21 protein-coding genes are annotated in these 26,192 nt (G+C 43.6%); 15 read left to right on the top strand and 6 right to left on the bottom strand.

Features of this window, described 5'->3' with window-relative positions:
• Positions 1-31: 31 nt before the first annotated feature.
• Together ACFGVS_RS07550 and ACFGVS_RS07545 are read right to left on the bottom strand one after the other, a co-directional pair.
• Positions 32-1,045: a cytochrome d ubiquinol oxidase subunit II gene (locus tag ACFGVS_RS07550; RefSeq protein WP_439698105.1), complete on the bottom strand. Its 1,014-nt coding sequence runs from the start codon at positions 1,043-1,045 to the stop codon at positions 32-34.
• A 12-nt stretch (positions 1,046-1,057) separates the two neighbouring features.
• Complete coding sequence (locus ACFGVS_RS07545; protein WP_439698104.1) at positions 1,058-2,365, bottom strand: cytochrome ubiquinol oxidase subunit I; 1,308 nt, start codon at positions 2,363-2,365, stop codon at positions 1,058-1,060.
• A gap of 319 nt (positions 2,366-2,684) precedes the next feature.
• On the opposite strand from ACFGVS_RS07545, the gene ACFGVS_RS07540 reads away from it, so the two are divergent.
• From ACFGVS_RS07540 to ACFGVS_RS07530, 3 genes are all read left to right on the top strand, one after another.
• Positions 2,685-5,975 (top strand): glycosyl hydrolase, encoded by a 3,291-nt coding sequence (locus ACFGVS_RS07540; protein ID WP_439698103.1) that lies wholly within the window; start codon positions 2,685-2,687, stop codon positions 5,973-5,975.
• 230 nt (positions 5,976-6,205) lie between these two features.
• Positions 6,206-6,967, top strand: a complete 762-nt coding sequence (locus tag ACFGVS_RS07535; RefSeq protein WP_439698102.1) for a hypothetical protein — start codon at positions 6,206-6,208, stop codon at positions 6,965-6,967.
• Positions 6,968-6,979: 12 nt separating this feature from the next.
• The gene (locus tag ACFGVS_RS07530) at positions 6,980-8,020 is read left to right on the top strand and encodes a hypothetical protein (protein WP_439698101.1); all 1,041 of its coding nucleotides are present in this window, start codon (positions 6,980-6,982) and stop codon (positions 8,018-8,020) included.
• Between the two features lie 353 nt (positions 8,021-8,373).
• Here ACFGVS_RS07530 and ACFGVS_RS07525 read toward each other — a convergent pair whose 3' ends face one another.
• The gene (locus tag ACFGVS_RS07525) at positions 8,374-9,411 is read right to left on the bottom strand and encodes a LacI family DNA-binding transcriptional regulator (RefSeq protein WP_090646986.1); all 1,038 of its coding nucleotides are present in this window, start codon (positions 9,409-9,411) and stop codon (positions 8,374-8,376) included.
• 131 nt (positions 9,412-9,542) lie between these two features.
• Between ACFGVS_RS07525 and ACFGVS_RS07520 the strand changes: the two genes are divergently transcribed.
• From ACFGVS_RS07520 to ACFGVS_RS07485, 8 genes are all read left to right on the top strand, one after another.
• Complete coding sequence (locus ACFGVS_RS07520) at positions 9,543-11,021, top strand: xylulokinase (protein WP_439699237.1); 1,479 nt, start codon at positions 9,543-9,545, stop codon at positions 11,019-11,021.
• Positions 11,022-11,148: 127 nt separating this feature from the next.
• Positions 11,149-12,477 (top strand): xylose isomerase, encoded by a 1,329-nt coding sequence (gene xylA, locus ACFGVS_RS07515; protein WP_274212871.1) that lies wholly within the window; start codon positions 11,149-11,151, stop codon positions 12,475-12,477.
• Positions 12,478-12,529: 52 nt separating this feature from the next.
• Positions 12,530-14,230: a sodium/sugar symporter gene (locus tag ACFGVS_RS07510; RefSeq protein ID WP_394349445.1), complete on the top strand. Its 1,701-nt coding sequence runs from the start codon at positions 12,530-12,532 to the stop codon at positions 14,228-14,230.
• A 514-nt stretch (positions 14,231-14,744) separates the two neighbouring features.
• Positions 14,745-15,944, top strand: coding sequence for a mannonate dehydratase (uxuA, locus tag ACFGVS_RS07505; protein ID WP_439699236.1), 1,200 nt, complete (start codon positions 14,745-14,747; stop codon positions 15,942-15,944).
• 10 nt (positions 15,945-15,954) lie between these two features.
• A complete protein-coding gene (gene uxaC / locus ACFGVS_RS07500) occupies positions 15,955-17,367 on the top strand; it encodes a glucuronate isomerase (protein WP_439698100.1) in 1,413 nt (470 codons plus the stop codon).
• Positions 17,364-18,410, top strand: a complete 1,047-nt coding sequence (locus ACFGVS_RS07495) for a PfkB family carbohydrate kinase (protein WP_439698099.1) — start codon at positions 17,364-17,366, stop codon at positions 18,408-18,410. Before uxaC ends, ACFGVS_RS07495 begins: the two co-directional genes overlap by 4 nt.
• Before the next feature lie 116 nt (positions 18,411-18,526).
• On the top strand, positions 18,527-19,186 hold the full coding sequence (locus ACFGVS_RS07490; RefSeq protein WP_274212875.1) for a bifunctional 4-hydroxy-2-oxoglutarate aldolase/2-dehydro-3-deoxy-phosphogluconate aldolase: 660 nt from the start codon (positions 18,527-18,529) through the stop codon (positions 19,184-19,186).
• Positions 19,187-19,255: 69 nt separating this feature from the next.
• Positions 19,256-20,563: an MFS transporter gene (locus ACFGVS_RS07485; protein ID WP_274212876.1), complete on the top strand. Its 1,308-nt coding sequence runs from the start codon at positions 19,256-19,258 to the stop codon at positions 20,561-20,563.
• 66 nt (positions 20,564-20,629) lie between these two features.
• Here ACFGVS_RS07485 and ACFGVS_RS07480 read toward each other — a convergent pair whose 3' ends face one another.
• Complete coding sequence (locus tag ACFGVS_RS07480; RefSeq protein WP_439698098.1) at positions 20,630-20,857, bottom strand: hypothetical protein; 228 nt, start codon at positions 20,855-20,857, stop codon at positions 20,630-20,632.
• A 103-nt stretch (positions 20,858-20,960) separates the two neighbouring features.
• Here ACFGVS_RS07480 and ACFGVS_RS07475 point away from each other — a divergent pair, with 103 nt between their 5' ends.
• Together ACFGVS_RS07475 and msrA are read left to right on the top strand one after the other, a co-directional pair.
• Positions 20,961-21,224 (top strand): DUF3820 family protein, encoded by a 264-nt coding sequence (locus ACFGVS_RS07475; protein ID WP_090647026.1) that lies wholly within the window; start codon positions 20,961-20,963, stop codon positions 21,222-21,224.
• Positions 21,225-21,418: 194 nt separating this feature from the next.
• Positions 21,419-22,069, top strand: coding sequence for a peptide-methionine (S)-S-oxide reductase MsrA (gene msrA, locus ACFGVS_RS07470; RefSeq protein WP_439698097.1), 651 nt, complete (start codon positions 21,419-21,421; stop codon positions 22,067-22,069).
• Positions 22,070-22,350: 281 nt separating this feature from the next.
• On the opposite strand, the gene corA is transcribed toward msrA, so the two are convergent.
• Positions 22,351-23,475: a magnesium/cobalt transporter CorA gene (gene corA, locus ACFGVS_RS07465; RefSeq protein ID WP_274212881.1), complete on the bottom strand. Its 1,125-nt coding sequence runs from the start codon at positions 23,473-23,475 to the stop codon at positions 22,351-22,353.
• Positions 23,476-24,114 (bottom strand): WbqC family protein, encoded by a 639-nt coding sequence (locus ACFGVS_RS07460; protein ID WP_439698096.1) that lies wholly within the window; start codon positions 24,112-24,114, stop codon positions 23,476-23,478.
• 14 nt (positions 24,115-24,128) lie between these two features.
• On the opposite strand from ACFGVS_RS07460, the gene ACFGVS_RS07455 reads away from it, so the two are divergent.
• Both ACFGVS_RS07455 and ACFGVS_RS07450 read left to right on the top strand, forming a co-directional pair.
• Entirely contained in the window at positions 24,129-25,013 is an 885-nt protein-coding gene (locus ACFGVS_RS07455; protein ID WP_439698095.1) for a lysophospholipid acyltransferase family protein, read from the top strand.
• On the top strand, positions 25,010-26,059 hold the full coding sequence (locus ACFGVS_RS07450) for a glycosyltransferase family 2 protein (RefSeq protein WP_439698094.1): 1,050 nt from the start codon (positions 25,010-25,012) through the stop codon (positions 26,057-26,059). Before ACFGVS_RS07455 ends, ACFGVS_RS07450 begins: the two co-directional genes overlap by 4 nt.
• The last annotated feature ends 133 nt before the right edge of the window (positions 26,060-26,192 follow it).

Here is a 26,192-nt window from a genome sequence, read left to right as displayed (position 1 = left end):
ATTCAATAATTCAATAATTCAATAATTTCCTCTATTGCTTGTCTTTCCGCTGAAAGCTATAATACAAATACCCCAGCGCGGGTAATATAAACATACTGCCAACTAATAAACCAATCCCCAAATCATTTATGGTATTTACGGTTGCATGGTCTGTGAGCAATGACATCGAGCTGCCGCCCTTGAATATTACAAACCTTGGGAAACGGGTTGATCCTACCGATATCAGGATCATACTTACCTGGAAAGCGGCTAATAGCCTGATCCATTGCCTGTTCTTTTGTTCGGAGATAATAAACCAAAGCAGTACGAGTGATAAAGTGGCAGCTATTACGGCAACCAAACTAATAACATTGCCGAAGATCCATTTGGACAAGCCAACGTGCTCAATTTCTGAAGCTATAAAAACCAGCCCCCCGCAAATAACGGCTACCACGTTAAATATCTTTGCTTTTTTGATATAGCGTTTAATATCGTCGACATTCTCCGTTTCGCCTACAATGTAAATGGCTGCCAGGAAACCGCAAAGTGCTACGGTAAAGAGGCCTACAGCCACCGAGAACCAATTAAACCAGCTGAAAATATAGGCATGAACAAAGTCTTTGGCTGTTGGATCAATCTGGCCGGATAACGCGCTGCCGGCTATAATACCCAGGAACATTGGTGTAACAAAACTCGAGTAGATAAAAAGGTGGTTATAAAGTGTTTGCGTTCTTTCACCTTTAATAGCATCATAATTGCGGAAGGTAAAAGCAGTGCCACGCGCAATGATGCCTAATAACAAAATAAGCAGCGGGATATGCAGGTAAGTACACATCTCGCTATAGATATCGGGGAAACCTACAAATAATATTACCACCGTAATGATAAGCCACATGTGGTTGGCTTCCCAAATAGGGCCAATGGCCTGGTACATGGTTTTGCGGGTCCGGTGCCTGTTGCCGTCGGATGTAAAAAGCTCGATGATACCGGCGCCAAAATCGGCCCCGCCCAATAAGAAGTACAGGGTAATGGATGCAAATAAAAATAATATAACGATGTATAACATAGTGTCAGCAGGTTATTTGTCGTACAATTTAGGCACCATCTCAATTTGTCTTTTCAGCAGGAAAATAACAAATACGCTCAGGGTGAAGTAAATAAATGTAAACAGGTAAAATGTATACTGGATGCCCGGCATTTTGGTAACCGCCTCGCTGGTACGCATCACACCCTGGATGATCCATGGCTGGCGGCCAACTTCGGTTACTGTCCAGCCGGCCTCTAAAGCTATAAAACCCGTTGGCGTGGCAATAATAAACAGCTTTAAAAACCATGGTTTATTTAGCCATTCTTTCTTTTTCCACAAAGCGATAAAATACAGGATACCGATAAACATCATCAAAGTACCAATACCCACCATCATCTGGAAAGCATAATGCGTTATTGCAACAGGTGGCTGATCTTTAACCGGGATTTTATCCAGGCCATTGACGACCGTTTTAAAATCATCATGAACCAAAAAACTCAGCAGGCCGGGTATTTCCAGTCCGTAATTAACTTTTTTAGCAGCTGTATCCGGGATACCGCCTATAACCAGTGGCGAATACTCCTGTGTATGGAAATAAGCTTCCATAGCGGCCAGTTTAGCAGGCTGCCGTTTAGCTGCTCCTTTGGCGGATATATCGCCGCTTAAGGGCTGTAAAATGGCCGCCGCCGCACCAAATACGATGGCTATTTTAAATGATTTGGTGTGGAAAGCAACATTCTGTTTCCGGTAGATCATCAGCGCGTGGATGCCGGCTACTGCGAAACCCGTTGCCGAAAATGCCGCTATCGTCATGTGTAATGCTTCAGAAAACCAGGCTTCGTTAAACATGGCCTTCAGTGGGTCAATATTGAGATATTTGCCGTTTACATAATTAAACCCCGATGGGCTGTTCATCCAGGAGTTGGCCGCCACTACCAATATGCCCGATGCTATCCCGCTTACACCTACCACAATACCCGTAACCCAATGAAACCAGGTGTTCAATTTGTTCCACCCGTACAGGAAAAAGCCAAGGGCTATCGCTTCAATAAAAAAGGCCGTACCTTCTAAAGAAAATGGCATCCCGAATATGGGCCCGGCATGTTTCATAAAGCCCGGCCAAAGCAGCCCCAACTCAAACGACAACATGGTGCCCGATACTGCCCCGGTAGCAAAAAATATAGCAACGCCTTTACTCCAGGCAATGGTAACGTTTTTGTAAACCGGATTTTTGGTTTTTATCCATTTATAATGCGATATGGCCATAAAAACAGGCATAACCATACCGATACAGGAGTAGATGATGTGAAACCCTAAGGATAAGGCCATTTGCGACCTTGCTGCTATAAAGTCATCCATAGTTGTGATATAAATTATGGTTGAAAGTTAAAAGCTATATCGCACAAATGTAACAGAAATGTTAATTGATATTGAATATGAATTATAGGTATTTTAAAGTGGAGTATTGTATTTATGGATGAGATTTTGTAAAAAATAGTCTGTAAATTAATGACTTTCAAAATGTCGGCCAGCCTAAGTTTTGTTTGCGCAGATATTTTAAAGGGGACAGCACAGGACAGTTTTGGAAATTATTAATGATAGTTTAGATTACCCAAATCTGGCAGGCATTTAAATGGATGCTGCCAACCCTTTATAACCTATAAGCAAAAACAAAAGGATGCGCCTAAAAAAGATATTATTCACGCTGTTGTTGGCTGTTTTGTTAACGATTGTAACTTTTTTTTCATCAATAGCCCAGGTGGCGCCAATTTTGCCGCCGGCGCAGCAGCTTAACCGCAGTTTTGGTCAATATGATAAGGCAGCCTTTATGTCGCCGCCAAAAGTTTACTATCCCGAAACCTGGTTCCATTTAATAGGGGGTAATGTTTCAAAAAAAGGCATTACGGCCGATCTGGAAGCCATTGCGCGGTCGGGTATTTCGGGCATCCAGCTTTTTCACGGGCAGTTTGGCGGGCCATGGCCGGGTGTTAGTCCGCAAATTGCATGTTTGAGCCCGTTATGGGAAGATGCTATACGCCATACTGCACAGGAATGCCGCCGACTGGGTTTGCGCTTTACCATGCAAAATTGCCCAGGATGGGCAATGGCCGGCGGGCCATGGATAACACCGGCCAACGCTATGCGCCATTTGGCCTGGAGCAGAATCGATTTAGCAGGAGGGAAGGGAGTAATAAATATACACCTTGACCAACCGCAACCCAGCAGCGAGCCCTGGCGCGATTACAGGGATATCACCGTACTGGCATTTCCAACTCCGTTAGGCGATACCGGCAAGCCGCTTGTAGCCCAATCTGTTAAGGGCAGTAGCAATATTTCATGGGAGGATTGTTTCCTGAAACAGGCGAAAGAATCTGTGCGGCTTAAACCGGCAGCCACAGGCGAACCGTATTGGGCTGAAGTAACCTTTGCCGATACTGTGACCATCCGGACCATCGAATTTCCGAGCGTTAACAGCATGGGGCATGCCTGGAATTATGAGCCCGGCGTAAAAATAAAGGCGCAGGCTATCATGGCCAACGGTAAAGTAATAGATATTTTAAATACCAATATCCCCCAAGGGAACTGGCAGGATACGCAGCCGCTCTCTTTTGCCTGCACGGAAGTAAAAGGAGCTAAAACGATAAAGCTCTATATCGAAAACAAACACGATATGGCTCTTGGCGTCATCCGTTTCTTTTCGGCTGCCCGCAAAAATAGCTGGGAATCAGAGGCCGGGTGGACCTTGCGCAGCATCGACCGCAGCGGCAAAAAGTACGGGCAATCGCCTAAAAGCTATATCGATCCGGCCCAGATTCGCGATATCACCAACATGATGGATGCGCAGGGCAATTTAAAATGGGCTGCCCCGCGCGGTAAATGGACTGTTTTACGCATAGGCCACGTAAACAGCGGCAAGCAAAATGGCCCCGCCCCGGCAGAGGGTACCGGCTGGGAGAGTAATAAACTTTCAGAGGCCGGCGCCAACGCGCATTTCGCTGGCTATATTGGTAGGCTGTCCGGAGCAAATGGTATACTGGGCGATGGCCTGTTAAAAGGCATGCTGATGGACAGCTGGGAATGCGAAACCCAAACCTGGACACAAAATATGGAACAGGAGTTTAACCGTGTGGAGGCCTACCCGCTGCGCAAATGGATCCCTGCTTTGTTTGGCTATGTGCTGAAAGACCAGGAGACCACGTTTAAATTCCTGCGCGACTGGCGGTCGACCATAAACGATCTGTATACCAACAAGTTTTATGGGCGCATGGCGCAGCTGGCCAAACAAAACAACCTGTCTGTATCGTACGAAACTGCCGCCGGAGATGTTTTTCCGGCTGATATTTTAGAATATTACAAGTTTGCCGATGTCCCCATGTGCGAATTCTGGCAGCCTTTTACCAACGGCTATGTAGGCTCGTTTAATTTTAAACCTATTAAGCCTGCTGCTTCCGCTGCACATATTTATGGCAAACCCCGGTTGGGCGCCGAAGCATTTACATCTTTCGCGCTCACCTGGGACGAGCACTGGCAGGATTTAAAGGAAGTGGCCAACGTGAACATTGTAGAAGGCGTAACGCACCTGGTATACCATACCTACACGCATAATCCCAAAGCCGATTCGCTGAAGCCCGGTACCTCATTTGGGTCAGGCATAGGGACCCCGTTCCTGAGGCAGCAAACATGGTGGAACGAAATGCCACAGCTGAACGGCTATTTTGCGCGTATTAGTTATTTACAGGAGCGCGGTAGGCCGGTATCAGATGTGCTTTGGTATCTGGGTGACGAGATAGACCACAAGCCCGATCAAAACGCCCCTTTCCCCGACGGCTTTAAATACGATTATTGCAACCCCGATGTTTTGCTGAACAGGCTTTCCGTAGCAAACGGGATGGTGGTAACGCCCGAAGGGATAAGCTACAGGGTGTTATGGTTGCCATCAACCATCCATATGCTGCCGCAAACATTGGAGAAACTCGAGGCATTGATCCGCGCCGGGGCAACAATTATTGGCGATGCCCCACAATACCTCGCAACGCTTAGCGGCGGCCAAAAATCACAAATCCGTTTCAATACTGCTGTAAAAAACATTTGGGGTGATAAACAAACAAAAGGCCTGCGCAAATTGGGCAAAGGCACGCTAATATCAGGAACTTCGCTGGCCGATGCTTTACAGCAAATGCAATTAACCCCTGATGTTACCGGCGGAGACGCCATTTGGACACACCGCAAAGCAGAGGGGGCCGATTGGTATTTCATATGCGCGCCAAAAGGCAAAGCATTTAAAGGCACGCTTGATTTCCGCAATACAGGTGCTGCCGAAATGTGGGATCCCCTTAATGGCACAACCAGGGCTGTAGCAGCCGAACAAAAACAAGGCCGTACATCTGTAACTTTTGATTTACCACAGGCGGGCTCATGTTTTGTAGTTTTTAATCATAACCAGCAACAAAACGCCGCAAATAAACCCGTCCAAACAAAAGTAATTGCCACAACCAGCCTCTCGGCTCCCTGGGAGCTATCTTTCCCGGAAGGATGGGGCGCACCGCAATCAACCCGGATCAATGAATTAAAACCCTGGAAAGATCTGGATCTATCGCCCGAGGCAAAAGCGTTTTCGGGTACCGCCGTGTATACCACCACGTTTACCATTGATAAAATTGAACCCGGTGCGCATTTTTTGGTTAACCTTGGCTCGGTGAATATGATTGCCAAAGTTACGCTAAACGGGAAGTTTATCGGTACTGTATGGTGCAATCCTTACCAGCTGGATTTAACCAATGCAATTGTTGCCGGCAAAAATTCGCTTAAAGTGGAAGTAACCAGTACGTGGTTTAACCGATTGGCCTATGATGCCGGCTTACCCGAAGATAAAAGAAAAACCTGGACGATAAGCGGGCCGGAAAAAGGTTCGGCTTTGAGGGAGAGTGGGTTGATTGGGCCGGTGACGTTGGTGGTGGAGAAGGAATAATTCACAAGTTTGATCTAAGTTCAGGTGGTTCTTGATTAATTAAAAATTGGACAGATTATAGTTATCAAACCCCGACCAGTCTGGTGGCGGATTATACCAATATGCCACCGTTTCCTGTCTGACTGCACCGAGTTGCTAATTTAGCCCCCCATTTTTTTGATTCAATCATCTGAGTACTTTTGTGGTGCTATTGAGTATATTTACGAATTGCAATGCTAAGCCGACTATCAATGCCAAAAGTTATTATCATTCCATATAATCAAATTGAGAATATCTGCCAGGACGTAATGACTTTTGCTAACAAGTGTCAAAGCGATTTTACCTTTTATATTTTACCCCCAACTAATAAAGTCAAATCTATTCTAAATGGAGATACAGCAGAAGTCTTGGATGTTCTTAAATATTTGGAAAAACAAAAGCTTAATTACGGATATGAAACAGATGATTTGATTCTAACCTTTTATAACGGTGTTTTGCAAGCAAGTAGTCACGGATTATCAAACTTGTTTTGTGCTGGCTCAAGATATGATGAAGAGTACCCTTGCACAACGGTAATATCGTTAAAGTATTTAGGTTGGGAAGTTTTAGAAGAGAAGTATAATTATGAAATTCAAAAGCATTCAATTCTTCATCTGATTATTTGTGGAATTATTGGGGCCTATACTCATCTTCAAGCACATTCAGATATTGGTTGTTTGTTGGATATGAATCTAAGATTATCTTCATTTAATATGAAATTACAAAGGGGGTATTATTTGTGTTCAGCTAATGAATTTGGATGTTATGACAAAATACAGAAAGAAAGATATGGTAAAGCTATACTAAACCTTTGTCACAGATTTAAAGAGGGCAACTATCCTGCCATTATAAAAGAACTCATTTTGGGTGACAAAATTGAAGTTGGGGACATAAATAATAATTCTGGCCAAATTATTATTGGCAAAAACATTGGGATTTCCGACATGGAAAGAATACAAAAAAAGAGTAATTAAAGATACAGAATTATGTTACCCCAAAAAATACAAGTATTATTTGATCTTATAGACTATTTGGATGAGAATAAGAAAGAATATATTGAAAAATACATTCCATTGTGCGGTGAACTCGAAAATCTGAATAGGCAGAGACACGAATTAAAGCCTGACATCAATTACATTGACAAACAAAGCTACGACATCATTCAAAATCAAATAAAAGAAAAGTTTTCACCGATTCTATCAAATGTATATACACCTATTTCAGCCAAGCTAAAAGAATTAGGTATTTGGTCTGGTGATGAAACCTATGCCAGCATTTGGAATAATAATATTTCCGAAATTTCTGATTTTAAAAGGGGCTTTGCATCAGAAGATGTTTTGCAGGTGATGACCTATAAGCACAAATATCTTGCCTTTCGAGCAGAAACGAAATCGGATTTTCTTTGTCTGTCAATGGCTTTTCAAGGATTAGATGAAATTCTCAAATCTCTTTTTGATTTTTTTAAAGATACAACTGCGAATGAATTTAAAAGTTTTGAGGCGCTAAACATTAAAGTTGATAGTTTAGAGGATGCAATAAAAAGGTTCAAAGAAAATAGAGGAAAAAATGTAAAATTTTCGTTCCCGGCTCAAAATCTTTATAAAGGGCTATCTGAAACCCAACCCCCAAAACATCACACAAACATAAAAAACGAAATATTTATGGGACACAAAGTTGTAGTAGGAGATATAACTAATAACTCCGGACAAATTATTATTGGAAATGATATTAAAATTTCTGACGCTATAAACAGTAGAAAAGAGACCGCCGACAAAATAGAAGAATTAATTCAACTGATCAGGCAAGAGCCAAATATAGAGGATCAACAAAGACAAAGCCTGATTACTAATTTTGACAAAGTAAAAGAAGAAATATCAGAAGAAAAGCCCGCCAAGTCGAAGATTTTCAAGTGGCTTTCTAATACAAAAAATATACTGGAAAATCTGGTTTTAACCCATCACGTAACGGAGGCTGTACATTGGGTTTACGAGAACCTAAATTTTATTAGTCATCAGATTCGTGGCTAACAGGGACTCCAAAAGACAAAGGTTTATCTGTGAAAGCTTACTCAATTCATTGCTACCTGTAGCCTTTGGCCGGTGTTTTCACCGCACCAGCAGGGTCGTTGTACTCACAAAGCTAAATGATAACGGAATTATAACACGTAAAGTGGCGATAATAGCTTTTCGGAAAACGAAACCATCAACAAAATGGAGCGATAACACCGACCATAAGCTAACGATAGGCGGCACCTACGGAGCCTAAATATTGGTTTTCGTTTTGCTATAAACACGAGACTCCGCTGGAGTCAATAACGAGTAAAAACCATTAAGTAACTTTGCGTCTTACCGTCTTTGCGCGAAAAAAATCTCTTCCATAATTACCCTTTCCCATTCCTTGCCGTCGATCCCCTTATAATCAGCTCAGGTTTTATGCTGATGATTTTTGGTTTGGATGTGGTATCGGTATTGCCTTTTTCCTGGAAGTACAAATTGGCAACCGTATTGCCCATATAAATACTAAACTGGTCTATCGTGGTTATGGATGGGCTGGTAATTTCCGAGAAACCTTCGTTGGCGTAGCCGCAAACGCCTAACTCCGATGGTACCTTTATTTTCATCGCGTTGGCAACTTCCAAAACACCCAGGGCCGAGAAATCAGATGTGGAGGCAAATATGGCATCGGGAGGCTGGGGGAGGCTGAGCAGCTTGCGGGTACCTTCGGCACCCAGTTCCTTTGTCCAGGCGTTTTCAACTATCAGTTCGTCAATCACATCAATATTGTAGGCTTTTAAGGCCCGCAGGTAGCCGGTTTTGCGCTGTTTAAAAATGCTGAGGTTTTGAGGGCCTTCCAGCAGGGCTATGCGTTTGTAGCCGCTTTCTATCAGGTGCGATACGGCTTCGTACGATGCCTGTTCGTTATCGTTTATTACCTTCAGGGTTTCCAGTTCTTCGGCCACGCGGTCAAACTGGATAAGCTGGATGCCGTGGTCAATCACGTTTTGCAGGTGCTGGTAGTCGTTGCCATCGGCCGATACCGATATTACAATACAATCCACATCCTGGTTTATCAGGGTATTTACGCACTGTATCTCTTTGTCATGCGATTCGCCCGATTGGCAGATGATGAGATTGTAGCCTTTTTGATAGGTTGCTTCCTCGATACCCGCAATAACGTTGGCAAAAAAGTTTTGGTTAATGCGCGGCACTACAATACCAATAGTTTTGGAATGCCCCTTGCGCAGGTTTGACGCCAGGATGTTACGCTTGTAGTTAAGTTCGTCGGCTGTTTTCATGATCAGCTCCTTGGTTTTTTCGTTTACCTGGTTGCTGTTATTCAATGCGCGAGACACCGACGAAGCGGTTATGCCCAGTTTTGCGGCGATGTCATAAATGGTGGTGCGTTTTCCCTTTTTCATTATAAAGTGCAAGTTGGAAAAAATATTTTACGCAATCGATTGTAATTTTAAATATTTATTTAATTTCGTGAAGTTAAATGCCCAAAAATAAACCCGTTTTTACTATTCATGCTAAAACCCCAAAAAAATCCATGTTATTATTAGGGATTGATATAGGTACTTCTTCAGTTAAAGTTAGTGTTGTTAACGCTGATACGCAACAAATTATAACATCAGCCCAGTTTCCAGACGAGGAATCACCGATAAAAGTTGTACATCCCGGCTGGGCCGAGCAGTCGCCACTCATGTGGTGGGATCAGGCGCAACAGGCGCTGGCACGCTGCCACGCTAAAGGTGGGTACAACCCACAGGATATTGCCGCCATAGGCATAGCTTACCAGATGCACGGCTTAGTTTTGGTTGATAAAGACCAGAATGTTTTACGCGATAGCATCATTTGGTGCGACAGCCGCGCCGTTGAAATTGGCGATAAAGCCTTTGCCGCCATAGGTGAAGAAAAATGCTTATCGCACCTGTTAAACTCGCCGGGCAACTTTACCGCGTCCAAACTGGCCTGGGTAAAAGCGAACGAGCCGGAGATTTACGCTAAAATAGACAAGATCATGCTGCCCGGCGATTACATTGCCATGAAGCTAACCGGCGAGATCACTACCTCGGTATCGGCATTATCAGAAGGGGTGTTCTTCGATTTTAAAACCAACGGCATCTCTAAAGAAGTTATCAATTACTTTGGTTTTGATGAAAGCCTGTTCCCGGTTATCAACCCGGTTTTTTCATCTCACGGCGCGTTAAAAAGCGATGTAGCCGAAAAACTTGGCCTTAAAGCCGGCATCCCGGTAACCTATAAATCAGGCGATCAGCCAAATAACGCCTTATCATTAAATGTATTAAACCCGGGCGAGGTAGCTGCAACGGCAGGCACATCCGGCGTAATATACGGTGTAAGCGATCAACTGGCTTATGACCAGCAATCGCGCATCAACACCTTTGCCCACGTAAACTATTCCGAAGAGGAAAAACGTTTAGGCGTATTGCTTTGCATTAACGGAACGGGCAGCTTATACCGCTGGGCCAAATACAATTTTGGCGCAGGCTTAGGTTACAATCAACTTAACCAGGAAGCGAAAAAAGCACCTTTAGGCAGCGATGGCCTGCGTGTACTGCCATTTGGCAACGGCGCCGAGCGTATGCTGAACAATAAACAGGTAGGCGCCCATTTTCAAAATATCGACCTTAACCTGCATACCCAGGCGCATATTTTCCGCGCGGTACAGGAGGGCATTGCCTGCGCGTTCCGCTATGGTTTTGATATCATGCGCAGCAACGGCATGAACCCAACCGTTATCCGCGCCGGCAAAAGCAACCTGTTTTTAAGCGAGCTATTTACCGAAACCTTTGTAAATGCCACCGGCGTGCCCGTTGAACTATACAACAACGACGGCAGCGTAGGCGCGGCATTAGGCGCCGGGATAGGTGCAGGCATCTTCAAATCGCCGTCAGAAGCATTCAGCAATACCAAAGCCATCCAATTAATAGAGCCGGATATTTCCGTTGATTTTGAACCTATTTATAATGAATGGAATACGTTACTTAACAAGCAGTTGAGTTAATTCAAAATTCAAAAGTCAAAATTCAAAAATGGAGCAGCTGCAAAAAATCACTAATTCACTAACTCGCTAATTCACTAACTAATAAAATCACTAATTCACTAACTCAATAATTCACTAATTAAACAATATGAAAATCATCACAGGCGAAAAGGAATTTTTCAAAGGAATAGGGCAGATAGCTTACGAAGGGCAGGAATCAGATAACCCGCTGGCGTTTCGCTGGTACGATGCCAACAGAGTAGTGGCCGGCAAAACCATGGCCGAGCATTTGCGTTTTGCCTGCGCTTACTGGCATTCATTTAATGGTAACGGCGCCGATCCGTTTGGCGGACCAACCCACATTTTTGCATGGGATGAGAAAACCGACGCTGTAGAACGCGCTAAAGACAAAATGGACGCAGCGTTTGAGTTTATCACCAAAATGAATATCCCTTACTACTGTTTTCATGATGTAGACGTGGTAGATTATACCAACGATGTAAACGAAAACGACCGCCGCATCCAGGCTTTGGTTGAATATGCCAAACAAAAACAAGCCGAAAGCGGTGTTAAATTGCTTTGGGGAACATCAAACCTGTTTAGCCACCGCAGGTATATGAACGGTGCTGCAACTAATCCCGATTTTCATGTATTAGCCCACGCTGGCGCACAGGTTAAGGCTGCAATTGACGCTACCATCGCTTTAGGCGGCGAAAACTATGTTTTCTGGGGTGGTCGTGAAGGTTACATGAGCCTGCTGAATACCGATATGAAACGCGAGCAGGAGCATTTTGCTAAATTTTTACATACCGCTAAAGATTACGCACGCAAACAAGGCTTTAAAGGAAACTTCTTTATCGAACCAAAACCTTGCGAGCCTACCAAACACCAGTATGATTATGATGCGGCTACTGTTTTAGGGTTTTTGCAGAAATATGATTTGCTGAATGACTTTAAACTGAACCTGGAAGTTAACCACGCTACGTTGGCCGGCCATACTTTCCAGCACGAGTTGCAGGTAGCTGCCGATTCGGGTTTATTAGGGTCGATAGATGCCAACCGTGGCGATACCCAAAACGGATGGGATACCGACCAGTTCCCGAACGATATCAACGAAATTACCGAATCGATGATGATTATCCTGGAAGCAGGTGGTTTACAAGGCGGCGGTATTAATTTTGATGCCAAAATTCGCCGTAACTCAACAGATCAGGCCGACTTATTCTACGCTCATATTGGTGGTATGGATATCTTCGCCCGCGCCCTGGTTATAGCCGATAATATTTTGCAGAAATCGGAGTATAAAAAGATCCGTTCCGACAGATATGCCTCATTTGATGCAGGTTCGGGAAAAGATTTTGAGGATGGTAAGTTATCGTTAGAAGATTTGCGTAACTATGCAATAACCAATGGCGAGCCAAAAACATTAAGTGGCCGACAAGAATATTTAGAAAATTTGATAAATCGCTATATATAGCTTATAATTGTCAATCTAACATTATTAAAACCAACTTAACCAAACAATGAACCTGAAAACCCTCTCGTACGGCGATTATGTCGTGTTTTTTATTTACTTCGTTATAGTATCCAGCTATGGCTATTGGGTATACAAGCGTAAGCATAATGCCGACGCGACCTCGAAAGACTATTTTTTGGCCGAAGGATCGCTTACCTGGTGGGCAATCGGGGCATCATTAATCGCCTCCAATATATCTGCCGAGCAGTTTATCGGCACCAGCGGATCGGCGTTCAAGATGGGTTTAGCGATATCAACTTACGAGTGGATGGCGGCAATTACGCTGATTATTGTGGCTGTATTTTTTATACCGGTATATCTTAAAAACAAGATATTCACCATGCCGCAATTTTTGCACCAGCGCTATAATAGTACGGTTGCTATGATAATGGCTATATTTTGGTTGTTGCTATACATTGTAGTTAACTTAATGTCTATCCTTTACCTGGGTGCGTTGGCTATCAGTGGTATATCTGGCCTCAACATCTGGTTATGTATTATATTACTGGCAGTTTTCTCGGCATTTATTACTCTTGGGGGCATGAAGGTTATCGGTTACACTGATGTTATTCAGGTTGCTGTGCTTATTTTAGGCGGATTGATGGCTTCTTACCTGGCGCTAACTTTATTGAGTGAGAAGGAGGGCACTACAGGTTTATTAAATGGATTTAAAATATTACATTCAGAAGCTTCAGACCACTTCCACATGATCTTCAAGAAGGATAATCCTAACTACATGGATTTGCCTGGTTTATCAGTTTTAATAGGCGGTATGTGGATTACCAATCTTAATTATTGGGGCTGTAACCAATATATTACACAAAGGGCTTTGGGGGCAAACCTTAAAACCGCCCGTGGTGGTATTCTTTTCGCGGCTTTCCTTAAACTATTAATGCCTGTTATTGTGGTATTACCGGGTATTGCAGCTTATTTATTGTACCAAAAAGGCATGTTCCACCAGGAAATGATGAGCTCAACAGGTGTAACTGATCCTAATAAAGCTTATCCATCTTTATTGAACTTATTGCCAACCGGCTTAAAAGGACTATCGTTTGCGGCACTAACGGCGGCAATTGTAGCTTCTTTAGCAGGTAAAGCCAATAGTATAGCCACTATATTTACATTAGATATCTATAAAAAAGCTATCAATCCCGGCGCAACTGATAAAAAATTGGTAAATCTTGGTAAAATATCTGTTCTCGTTGCTTTGGCATTAGGCGTTATTTTATCGTTTTTTATCGGCAACGCCTTGATGGGCGAAGGTAAACAAGGGTTCCAGTATATCCAGGAATATACAGGGTTTGTATCTCCGGGTATATTTGCCATGTTCATTCTTGGTTTTTTCTGGAAAAAAGCTACATCAAACGCGGCCTTGTTTGCTACAATTGGTGGTTTCATTATGTCGTGTGTATTTAAAGTTTTACCACGCTTTGCCGATCTTAGCTTCCTGTCGCCATACGGTTTCTCCAAACTGGCTTTACAGGATGATAAAGTAACCAAACTGTACGAAATACCTTTCCTTGACCGTATGGGCTTTGTATTTGTTATTTGTATTATAGGTATGTACATCATATCAAAAATTGAAACTGCTAAAGGTGTTGTTACCAATGGCCTTGAAATTGACGCATCGATGTTTAAAACTTCGAAAGGCTTTTTGGCCGGTGCGGTAATTATTACAGGTATCGTGGTTGCACTTTACTCTGTTTTCTGGTAGCAGACAATTTTGTTGAAATACTTAAAGAGCGGCGGGTTTTACCTGTCGCTCTTTTTTTTACCCACAGCCTCACAGCCGGATTAATTCAATGAATTTAACACCACGCATCGCCTGGATTAAAAATATTAACCGATGGTAGTGTACCACCCTGTGCCAGGGTGTACCACCCCGTGTCAGGGTGTTTCACCCCGTGCCAGGGTGTTTCACCCCGTGCCAGGGTGTTTCATCCTGTTTCACTTATTCCGGTACACACAGTTTGTATTTATTCTATGCAGTTTACAACGCCTCTTCCATGCCCATTTCTACTTACCGCAGGTAAAGGCATTTATTCTACTTTTTTTGATCGAGATTCACCCTTTTGCAGTTTTCTTAAAACTTGTATACACACAGTAGCCTTTGGAGAGGGCAGGGCGAGGCTTCTCCGCAATCGTTATCGTAGATTGTTGCAAATATCGTTTCCATCCTAAACTAATGATGTGTAATTTGCCCGTTCAAACTACAATACCATTAACCTATAGTGAATAATTTAGAAGAAACATTCCGGTGGTTTGGCCCTGCCGATCCGGTTACACTAACAGCAATTTCGCAATCCGGGGCTACCGGGGTTGTTACAGCACTTTACCACATCCCAGTTGGCGAGGTTTGGAGTTTGGATGAAATCATCCAGCGTAAAAATATAATTGAGGCAGCCGGTTTACGGTGGTCGGTTGTAGAGAGCGTGAATATTCACGAAAGCATAAAAACCGCCGGTGCCGATAGGGATACTTATATCCAAAACTATGTGGCTACGCTTCAAAACCTGGCGCAGGCAGGCATCAACATTGTATGTTACAACTTTATGCCCGTGCTGGATTGGACACGTACCGACCTGGATTACCTGCTGGCCAACAAGGCAACTGCCTTAAGATACGATGCTAAAGCTTTAGCCGCATTTGATTTGTATATCCTGGAGCGCCTGGGCGCCCGCGATGATTACAGCGCCGCCCAACAGCAGGTTGCCAAACAATACCTTGACAATATTACCGCCGATGAACGTACGCAGCTGATCAATAACCTAATGGCAGGTTTACCCGGCACCAATAAAACATTAACTATTCCCGAATTTAAGGAGCACTTAAAGCGCTACGCGGATATTGATGCCGCTGGTTTAAAGGAAAACCTTGCCTATTTTTTACGTGGAATTATCCCGGCGGCCGAAAAAGCAGGGGTTAAAATGTGCATCCACCCGGACGATCCTCCATTCCCGATATTGGGTTTACCAAGGGTGGTATCTACCGAGCAGGATTTGGCCGACCTGGTGAACTATTACCCTTCGCCAAGTAACGGCATCACTTTTTGTACTGGGTCATTAGGGGCAAGGGCTGATAATGATTTACCGGGAATTGTAGAACGATTAGGCGAACACATTCACTTCCTGCACCTGCGCAATGTGCAGCGGGAAGCTGATGGCAGCTTTTACGAGGCCGAGCATTTGGGTGGTAGTACCGATATGTACGCCGTAATGAAGAATATTGTATTGGAGCAGCAAAAACGTGTAGCCGATGGCCGCGATGATATTGCCATACCCATGCGCCCGGATCATGGACATAAACTGTTGGACGATTTTAACCACAAAACTTATCATGGCTACTCGGCCATAGGCAGGCTGAAAGGGCTTGCCGAGTTACGGGGGCTTGAAATGGGCGTTAAGCGCTCTTTATTGGATAAAGCATAACCTACTATTGATGAAAAACTTTTTAGATAAAGACTTTTTATTAACTACCGAAACCGCGCGGCGCCTGTACCATGAATATGCCGCGGATTTGCCTATTATTGATTACCACAGCCATTTGCCGCCCGACCAGATTGCCGGCGATATTAACTTTGAAAACATAACCCAGGTATGGCTCAATGGCGACCATTATAAATGGCGCGCCATGCGTGCCAACGGCGTTGATGAAGATTACATTACCGGGAAGAAAACCGACCTGGAAAAATTTGAACAATGGGCGGCCACCGTACCCTATACACTGCGCAACCCGCTTTACCATTGGACACACCTCGAACTGCAGCGGTATTTTGATATTCACGACCTGTTATCGCCGGTTACGGCCAGGCAGATTTATGAGGAGAGTAGCAAAAAACTGCAATCTCCGGAGTATAGCATCCGCAATATCATCAAAAGCAAAAATGTTGAAGTAATTTGTACTACCGACGACCCGCTTGACGACCTGGCTTATCATCAAAAAATAAAAGCCGATGGCTACGAAGTACAGGTGTTGCCAACCTTCCGCCCTGATAAGGCGATGAATGCCGATGATTTGGTAGGATTAAACCTGTACATTGATAAACTGCAGTTGATTGCAGGCACCGCTATCAATACTATTGATGCCTATTTATTGGCTTTAAAAGGCCGCCACGATTATTTTGCAGCAAACGGAGGCCGGTTATCTGACCATGGTTTAGAGCAGGTATATGCCGAAGATTATACCGATGCCGAAATAGCGGATATATTTATCAAGATCAGGAGCAACCAGTCCCTTGATGCAACCGAAGCTTTGCAATTTAAATCGGCCATGCTGCATAATTTTGCTTTGTGGAACCACGAAAAAGGCTGGGTAATGCAATTGCACCTGGGTGCCTTACGCAATAACAACGCCCGCGGATTAAGCGAGCTTGGGCCGGATACAGGTTGGGATTCGATAGGTGATTTTTCGCAGGGCAGGGCTTTGTCTAAATTCCTGAACCGGTTGGATACCACCAATCAGCTTAGCAAAACCATTCTGTATAACTTAAACCCGGCCGATAACGAATTGATGGCATCCATGACCGGTAATTTTAACGATGGCTCGGTAGCCGGTAAAATCCAGTTTGGATCGGCCTGGTGGTTTTTGGATCAAAAGGACGGAATGACCAAACAGATGAATGCGCTATCCAACATAGGGTTGCTCAGCAGGCTGGTAGGGATGCTTACCGATTCGCGCAGCTTCTTATCTTTCCCAAGGCACGAGTATTTCCGCAGGCTGGTTTGCAACCTGTTTGGCGATGATATCGAAAACGGCGAGTTGCCAAACGATATAGAGTGGACGGGCAAGATAGTGCAGGACATTTGTTATTACAACGCGAAGAATTACTTTAATTTCGATCAGAGCAAATGAATGCACCATTTGAAATAACTGGATCAAAAGGCCGCATCCTTTCATTTGGAGAGCTGCTTTTGCGGATTTGCCCCGATGCCGGCGGCCAGTGGCTTAACGATAACCAACTGCCATTTTTTATAGGCGGTGCCGAACTGAACGTTGCCGGCGCACTGGCGCTTTGGCAATTGCCATCGGCATATTTTACGGCTCTGCCGGACAATGCGCTGTCTGCCCAGATAATTGATCATCTGGAGGCAAAAAAAATTGATACTTCTCCGGTATTTAAGCAGGGCGATAGGATAGGGTTGTATTATTTAACCCAGGGTAAGGACGTTAAAAACAATGCCCTTATTTATGACCGTGCCGGCTCGGCATTTGCCATGTTAAAACCCGGTCAGGTTAACTGGGACAAAGTTTTGGATGGTGTAAGCTGGTTCCATTTCAGCGCTATATGCCCGGCCATAAGCCAGGATGTGGCCGATGTTTGCCTGGAGGTGCTGGAAGCTGCTTCGGCAAAAGGGATCACCATTTCTGTTGATTTAAATTACCGTTCAAGATTGTGGAAATATGGCAAGCAGCCTATAGATGTAATGCCACAACTTGTAAAATATGCCGATTTGGTAATGGGTAATGTTTGGGCGGCCGAATTGATGCTCGGCATCCCGGTAGCGCCGGATATTCATGAATCGGGACAAAAAAGCATTTACCTTAAAGAGGCGCTTAAAACGTCAGAAACCATCATGGCCCAATACCCCAAATGCAAGGCTGTAGCCAATACTTTCAGATTTGACGCCGGCGAGGGTATTAACTACTATACCGCTTTATACACCGGCGATAAACTATACAACTCCAACCAATATGAAACCGATAAAGTGGTTGACAAAGTTGGCAGCGGCGATTGCTTTATGGCCGGGCTTATTTATGGTTTTTACAATAACCTTGGGCCGCAGCAAACATTACAGTTTGCAACTGCCGCAGCATACACCAAACTGTTTATTGAGGGCGATGCCACCAATAAAACAGTTGAAGAAATTACTAATGTCGCGTTAGCCGCGAACTGACTGATAATCTTGAGTCGAAAGTCTTAAGCCTTAAGTCGAAAGTGACAAAATTACACTTTGGACTAAAGACTTTGGACTTAGAACTCAAGACTCAAAACTTAAGACTTAACAAAACGATGAGCAAAAAAGAGATAGTACTGGATGCGATATTAACACAGGGCACCTTGCCGCTGTTTTTTTATCCCGATGCCGAGGTTAGCCTTGAAATTACCCGCACTTTGTACAAAGCAGGGGTGAGGGTATTTGAATATACCAATCGCGGAGCCGCCGCGCTGGCCAATTTTAAAGTGTTAAAACAGGCTCAACAGGCCGAAATGCCCGATTTGCACCTGGGCATAGGCACCATTAAAAGTCTTGATGAGGCGACAGCTTTTATTGATGCCGGGGCAGATTTTATCGTATCGCCAATTGTGAACCCCGAAGTGGGTGAATTTACCGCGGAACAGGAGTTGCTATGGATTCCGGGGTGTATGACGCCTACCGAAATTTATACAGCGCAGCAGCACGGCGCGGCGTTAATAAAAATTTTCCCGGCCAATATTTTGGGGCCGGAGTTTGTATCATCAATCCGCGATTTGTTTGCCGGTCAGTTGTTTATACCAACGGGTGGCGTCGATTTAAATATCAACAGCATTAGCGGCTGGTTTAGGGCCGGCGTTTGCGCGGTGGGTATGGGCAGCAAACTAATCAGCAAAAATGTATTGGAAAACAAACTGTACGACCAATTATACAGTGATACTGTAACACTGCTTGACATGGTAAAAGCTGCCCGGTAACTTTTGATCTGAGCGCAAATTTCCCCTTGTTTGCGCCTATAAACCAATAAAATATAAACCAATTATATAATGAAAGAAGCCAAAGTTGGAAATTATAGATGGGTGATATGTTCGCTTGTTTTTTTTGCAACAACCATTAATTACCTTGACAGGGCTGTAATCAGCCTGTTAAAGTCGCCGCTAACAGATGAATTCAAATGGAACGATGGGGATTACGCCAATATTGAAATTGCATTTAAAATAGCATACTCCTTAGGTTTATTGGCTGCCGGCAGTATTATCGACAAAGTAGGCACTAAGCTGGGCTATTTTTTGTCGACTTTTTTTTGGAGCGTAGCCGCAGTGTGCCACGCTTTTGTTGCCAGTACATTTGGTTTTGGAGTTGTTCGTTCGGCATTAGGTATTAGCGAGGCCGGTAACTTCCCAGCTGCTATCAAAACTGTAGCCGAGTGGTTCCCTAAAAAAGAAAGGGCTTTTGCAACGGGCATCTTCAATTCCGGATCAAACATCGGGGCCATTGTTGCTCCCTTAACAGTACCCTATATCGCCGTTGTTTGGGGCTGGCGCTGGGCATTTGTTATTACCGGTTCAATTGGTTTTATCTGGCTGGTACTCTGGTTCTTTTTTTATCAAACTCCTGCTAAACATAAATTTGTAACACAAGCAGAACTTGATTATATCAACAGCGACCAGGAAACTGCAACGCCCGATGAAAAACTAATTGAGGGCGAAAAAATATCATGGGGTAAACTGCTCACTTTTAAACAAACCTGGGCATTTGTTATCGGTAAGTTTTTAACTGATCCTATCTGGTGGTTTTACCTGTTTTGGTTGCCCGATTTTTTACAAAGCCAATATGGTTTAAAGGGTACCGATGTAGCATTCCCCGTGGCGGCTGTTTATACCATGTCGACAGTTGGAAGTATTTTTGGCGGCTGGTTGCCAATGAGATTGATCAGGAATAACTGGGCCGTTTTTAAGGCCCGGAAAACATCCATGTTTATTTACGCGTTGTTTGTGATACCTATTGTTTTTGCACAGGTTTTGGGCGGCATCAACATGTGGCTTGCAGTATTGGTTATTGGTATCGCCGCATCGGCACACCAGGCCTGGAGCGCCAATATATTTACAACAGTGTCGGATATGTTCCCTAAAAAATCTATAGGATCAGTTACTGGTATAGGGGGGATGTTTGGGTCGATAGGTGGTGTGTTTTTGTCAATGGCGGTACAAAAAAATCTGTTTGTGCACTACAGGGCTATTCATAAAATAGAAATTGCCTATTACATCATGTTTTTTGTTTGCGGCAGCGCCTACATACTGGCATGGTTAATTATGCATGCGCTTGTTCCTAAAATGAAGCCTATTAAGCTTTAGTATCATGCAACAAAGCACCGGCGCTTATTGCCGGTGCTCTGTTGTTATTGTTTGTGTATTTGCAATTCAACTCACCTGGGCTGCAAGTTCGTCAATCCAACTTGACAGGTATGGCTCGGTGCCGGTTAACCTGATCCATTCGCCATCGGCTTCCTGCGCTATTACCAGGTGCAGTGTGCCATCAACCGACTTAAATTCATATGCTTTTGTAAAATTGCCGTAAGCAATGGGTTCTAACATGCCATCAATGGTACTGTCGGTGCCGGTTAATTTGGCTTCAATTTGCTGTTCCATAATTTATAATTTTAATACTAACACGCGTTATTGCTTTGTGTTTGCAGTAAATGGGTTAGTATCAGGGTAAATCTTCAATCCCAAAAAACATTATCTTTAACACGTGAAAAACTTACAGCCCGACCCCAAAGTATTGATTGATATTGTACAAACACCAATGCCTTATGGTAAATACAAAGGCACAATAATTGCCGATATACCAATCAGTTACCTGGAGTGGATGAGCGGTAAAGGTTTTACAAAAGATAAGCTTGGGATGATGTTATCTACCGTTTTTGAGATCAAGACCAATGGTTTAGGCGAGATTTTGTTTATGGTGCGCAAGTCACTGAATAAAGGCCAGGGCATTAGCCCGAAATTGAAGTAGTGTTAAGTTAATAGTACTAAGTCTTAAGTCAAAAGTAAAATTATTCTTTTTTGACTTAAAACTTAAGACTTTCGACTAAAGACTATGCGTCATTACACTATTAACATAACGGTAGCTTAAAGTGACCAATTGATGACCATCCGCTTGTAAGGTATCCTGCGTATATCCGACTAACAGTAAAAACATAAATAATTATGAAAAAGTTGATGTTATATATTGCCGGCCTATTTTTATTTGTAGGCTGTGCAAACGGACAACCTAACCAGGATGCGATGGCCCCGTTGCCAAAACCCAAAACAGGCGAAGCCCTGGCTACCTTTGGCGGCGGATGTTTCTGGAGTATGAGCGAGGCCATGTCTGAGCTTAAAGGAGTAAACAAGGTTATTTCGGGATATGCCGGTGGAAATACCAAAAATCCGACCTATGAAGATGTTAGCACCCGCACCACTAACCATGCCGAAACAGTGCAGATTTATTATGATCCCAAGGTGATTAGCTACGCTACAATTGCCGAAGCTTTCTTTTTTGCCCACGACCCAACTACGTTAAACCGCCAGGGGCCTGATGAAGGTACAGATTACCGCTCGATAGCTTTTTACCGTACGCCCGAAGAGAAAAATATCCTGCTGGGTACAATCAAAAAAGTAAATGAATCAAAGCATTATAGTAACCCGGTAGTTACCCAGGTTGTGCCGTTTACCGTATTTTACGCCGCCGAAAATTATCACCAGGGCTATTACAAAACTCATTTAAGCCAACCCTATATTGCCTCGGTATCAACACCCAAAGTGCTGAAATTCAGGAAAGCCATGGCTGCAGAGTTGAAGCCGGAGTTTGCGAAGTAAGAAGCCCAAACCCCTCTAAAGCTCCCCTGAAGGGGAGACTTGAAAAATTGAATTCTAAGAGGCTGTCTACAAAAATGCGTCATTGAGTATCCATCAGGTAAAACCTGAAAAAAATCGTTATGACGTGCAACGGATATAGTTAAACAAATGTTGTAAACTACCGTCATTGCGAGGCACGAAGCAATCCCGAACTATGTGGGACTTACCATGTAGGGGATTGCTTCGTACCTCGCAATGACGGATTTTTTACGTGCCATTCCCATTTTTTCAGAGGGGCCGGCTTACAATTTATTAAACCATCCCTTTTTCCAGAATATGTATATCTGCACAATGGCTATCAAAAACATAAAAACTATGGCATAAACATATCCGTGCCGCCAGTAAAGTTCGGGCATATTATCGGGGATGATGTGGCCTTTATCGTCCTGACGGGAAAAGTTCATACCGTAAATACCCGCTATAAAAGTTAAGGGAATAAATATTGCCGAAATAATGGTCAGCACCTTCATAATCTCGTTCATGCGGTTGCTTACCATAGATAGGTAAAGGTCGATGATGCTGGAGGTTACCTCTTTGTAGTTTTCAATCAAATCCATCGCCTGGATGCAATGGTCATAGGCATCGCGCAAAAATAGCTTAACTTCGGGTGTTATCAATGGACTGTCGGAGCGGATCATGTCGTTTATCTTATCCCGCTCGGGCCAACTTGCCCGGCGGATGATGATAAGCGTCCGCTTAATTTGCTGCGAATTGAACATGATGCTTTTATCAGCATCGGTGTAAACCTTATCTTCAATGGCATCCAGTTTGTCGCCTATCTGCGCAAGCAAAATAAAATACGTGTCGATAATAGTATCTGTAAGGGCGTAACACATGTATCCGGGCCCTGCCGTGCGGATGGCACCTTTACCTGCCTTTAACCGTGCTTTAACGGCCTCGAAGCACTCCACATAGTCTTCCTCAAAACTGATGATCAGGTTATCTTTTATAATGGCCGAAAACTGGTGGTTAATCAGTTCATCTTCTTTATTAAAATGCACAATCCGGCTGGTGCTAAAAGCATAATTTTCATACTCATCAAATTTGGGGCGTTGATGAACATTGGCAATATCCTCTAAAACCAAAGGATTTATCTTCAGGTGTTCGCCAATCTGTTCAATCAGCCGGGCATCGCCAAGTCCATTGATTTTTATCCAATGGGTATGGTTATCGCATTTTTTTAACTGCGCTAATATCACCTTAATGTCTTTGCCTTCGGATGTTATCAGCTCATCCTTATTATAGCTAAACATGGCTATATGCGGCTTAAGAGCGCCCTCAGGCACACGAATCATCCCGGGGCTGTCGCCAACATTTCCTGCATTGCGGCGGGCGTTATACTTAACCCTTTTTATCAGATTATTCATCTACAAATAATTTATGGCCTGCGGGCCCTGGTTAAACAGTAAATCGACAATGCTCAAATTTTGCAGGAAGCCTTGTCGGTCTTCAAAAACCTGAAAATACGGTTTTTGTTGTAACTCTGTTTCTTTTTTTGGGTGGATGGATGTACGAAAGTCGGGAACCGAAGGATACTCTGGATGATATTCGGATGTATACTGCAGCTCAGTTTTTATTTTGAGAAATTTGAGCAGCATTTGTAAAAGCTCCTGGTTGTAATCAAATAAATAAGTTATCTGTTTTTGCTTGTCGTAAAAACGGGCAAAGTCTTCTTCGTAATATTCAAAATAAGCCGACCGGCGGTAACACGCGCCAAGGCTTTGCCAGTGCAGGCGCTGCCAGTCAAAATCGTAGCTTATTTTAACATCTTTAACTTTGGTATGTGTTTTTGAACCTTTTACCACCGGTACCACCAATGTAAGGATACCCTCGGGCGAATAGATATTTGCCCGGTTACGGTAAGTTTGTTTGGGGAAATGTTCTTCTCTTTCTATCAGTATATCAGGCTTGTACGTGTTTAATTGTACAAAGTATTCAACCGGTGGAAGATAAAACATAGGTAATACAGCACCTTTTTCAATCATATATTTTATGTTTGTGGTCAAAATTGGTTAAAATAATGGTAAAAAAGGGGCTTATAAGGTTAGGGATTTTATTTTTATACCTCACCTCGCTATTGCCCTTTTGGTTTTTATACCTTATATCTGATGTTTTGTTCGTTATTATTTACCACATTGTTCATTACCGAAGGGCAGTAGTACAGCAAAACCTGGCCAACGCCTTCCCCGAAAAAACTGAAAAGGAACGCCAGGATATCGAACGAAAATACTATCATTACCTGGCCGATTTGATTGTAGAAACGGTAAAAATGATTACCGTATCTGAAAAACAAATTCAAAAAAGGGTAGTGGCTACCAATGCCCAATTAGTTCACGAATACTTTGCCAAAGGTAAAAGCATCATAGCTGTAGCAGGCCATTATTGCAACTGGGAAATGGCCGCGCTGAATTTTAATTTTGTGACCGATAACAGATTCATGATTGTTTACAAGCCCCTGAATAACGAAATTTTTAACGATTTTTTTATCCAGATCCGGTCGCGGTTTGGGGGGCAGCCCATTGCCATGAAACAAACTATGCGTAAAATGGTAGAGTACCGTAAAGAATTAACGGTAAGCGTATTGGTGGGCGATCAAACCCCCGGTGTGAACGAGGTAAACTATTTTACCACCTTTTTAAACCAGCCTACAGCGGTTTTCCTGGGCATCGAAAAGATTTCGAAAACAATTGATGCCGCTGTTGTTTTTTACGATATGAAACGCGTTAAACGCGGTTATTACACTTATACATTGGTTCCGCTGACAGAAAATCCGAAACAGACCGCAGAGCATGAGTTAACCGAAATGCATGTGCAATACCTGGAAGGGGTGATCAGGAAGGAGCCTCAATATTGGCTATGGAGTCACCGGAGGTGGAAGTTTAAGCCGGAGGACAAACATAAATGATCAGTGCACCAAAAGTTGCCGTAGTTATTTTAAACTGGAACGGTATTAAATATCTTAAACAATTTCTTCCTTCGGTGATGGCTTCAACCTGGCCCGGGCTTGACGTTGTTTTGGGAGATAACGCCTCCACAGACGATTCGGTGGCGTTTGTGAAAGAAAACTATCCTACGATAAAGATCATTCAAAATAATGAAAATTATGGCTTTACCGGCGGCTATAACCGTGTGCTGGCACAGGTAGATGCTGATTATTATATCCTGCTAAACTCCGATGTTGAGGTGGTACCCGGTTGGATTGAACCGGTAATAAGCCTGATGGAAAGCGACGAAAAGATAGCCGCGGCAGCGCCCAAGCTATTAGCTTTTGCCAATAAAGATACATTTGAACACGCAGGTGCCGCCGGCGGGTTTATTGATGCATACGGCTACCCCTTTTGCCGTGGCCGCATGTTTTATGAAGTTGAAAAAGACCACGGCCAATACCAGCAATCGGGCGAGGTTTTCTGGGCCTCGGGTGCGTCGTTGTTCATCAAAAAGAAATACTGGGACCTGGCAGGCGGTTTTGACGAATACTTTTTTGCCCACATGGAAGAGATTGACCTGTGCTGGCGACTGAAAAATATGGGCTATAAAGTGATGTATTGCGCCGAATCTACCGTTTACCACGTTGGTGGCGGTACGCTCAATACCGAAAACCCCTTTAAAACCTACCTCAATTTCAGAAACAACCTTTTATTGTTAAAAAAGAACCTGCCTTTCCGGAGGGCATGCTGGGTTATCAGTATCCGCTTTTTAATGGATTTGCTTGCCCTTATCCGGTTTGTGATGGAAGGTAAACGTAAAGATGCCTGGGCCGTAAGCAGGGCACACCAGGCCTTTGTTTTAGGATTATTTAAGGCAAAAGGTAAAAGGCAAAAGGCAAAAGGATTATATAATTCACAACTCATAACTCATAACTCAAAAGGTACTTTCCAGGGCAGCATAGTTTGGCAGTTTTTTGTTAAAAAGAAGCGGAAATTTACTGATTTACCGCAGGAGTTGGTTTAGCGATGACGGGATAATAGTCAGAAGCTGTCTTAATTTGAATTATGAACGTTTTCGTAATTTTGATGAAGCACATATCCACGCGTCATTGCGAGGTACGAAGCAATCCCCTTACTCACAGGGCAGCTTTGCAGGT

The sequence above is a fragment of the Mucilaginibacter sediminis genome, from assembly GCF_051903035.1.
Taxonomy (GTDB): domain Bacteria; phylum Bacteroidota; class Bacteroidia; order Sphingobacteriales; family Sphingobacteriaceae; genus Mucilaginibacter.
This window is presented reverse-complemented; position numbering and strand designations above follow the sequence as displayed.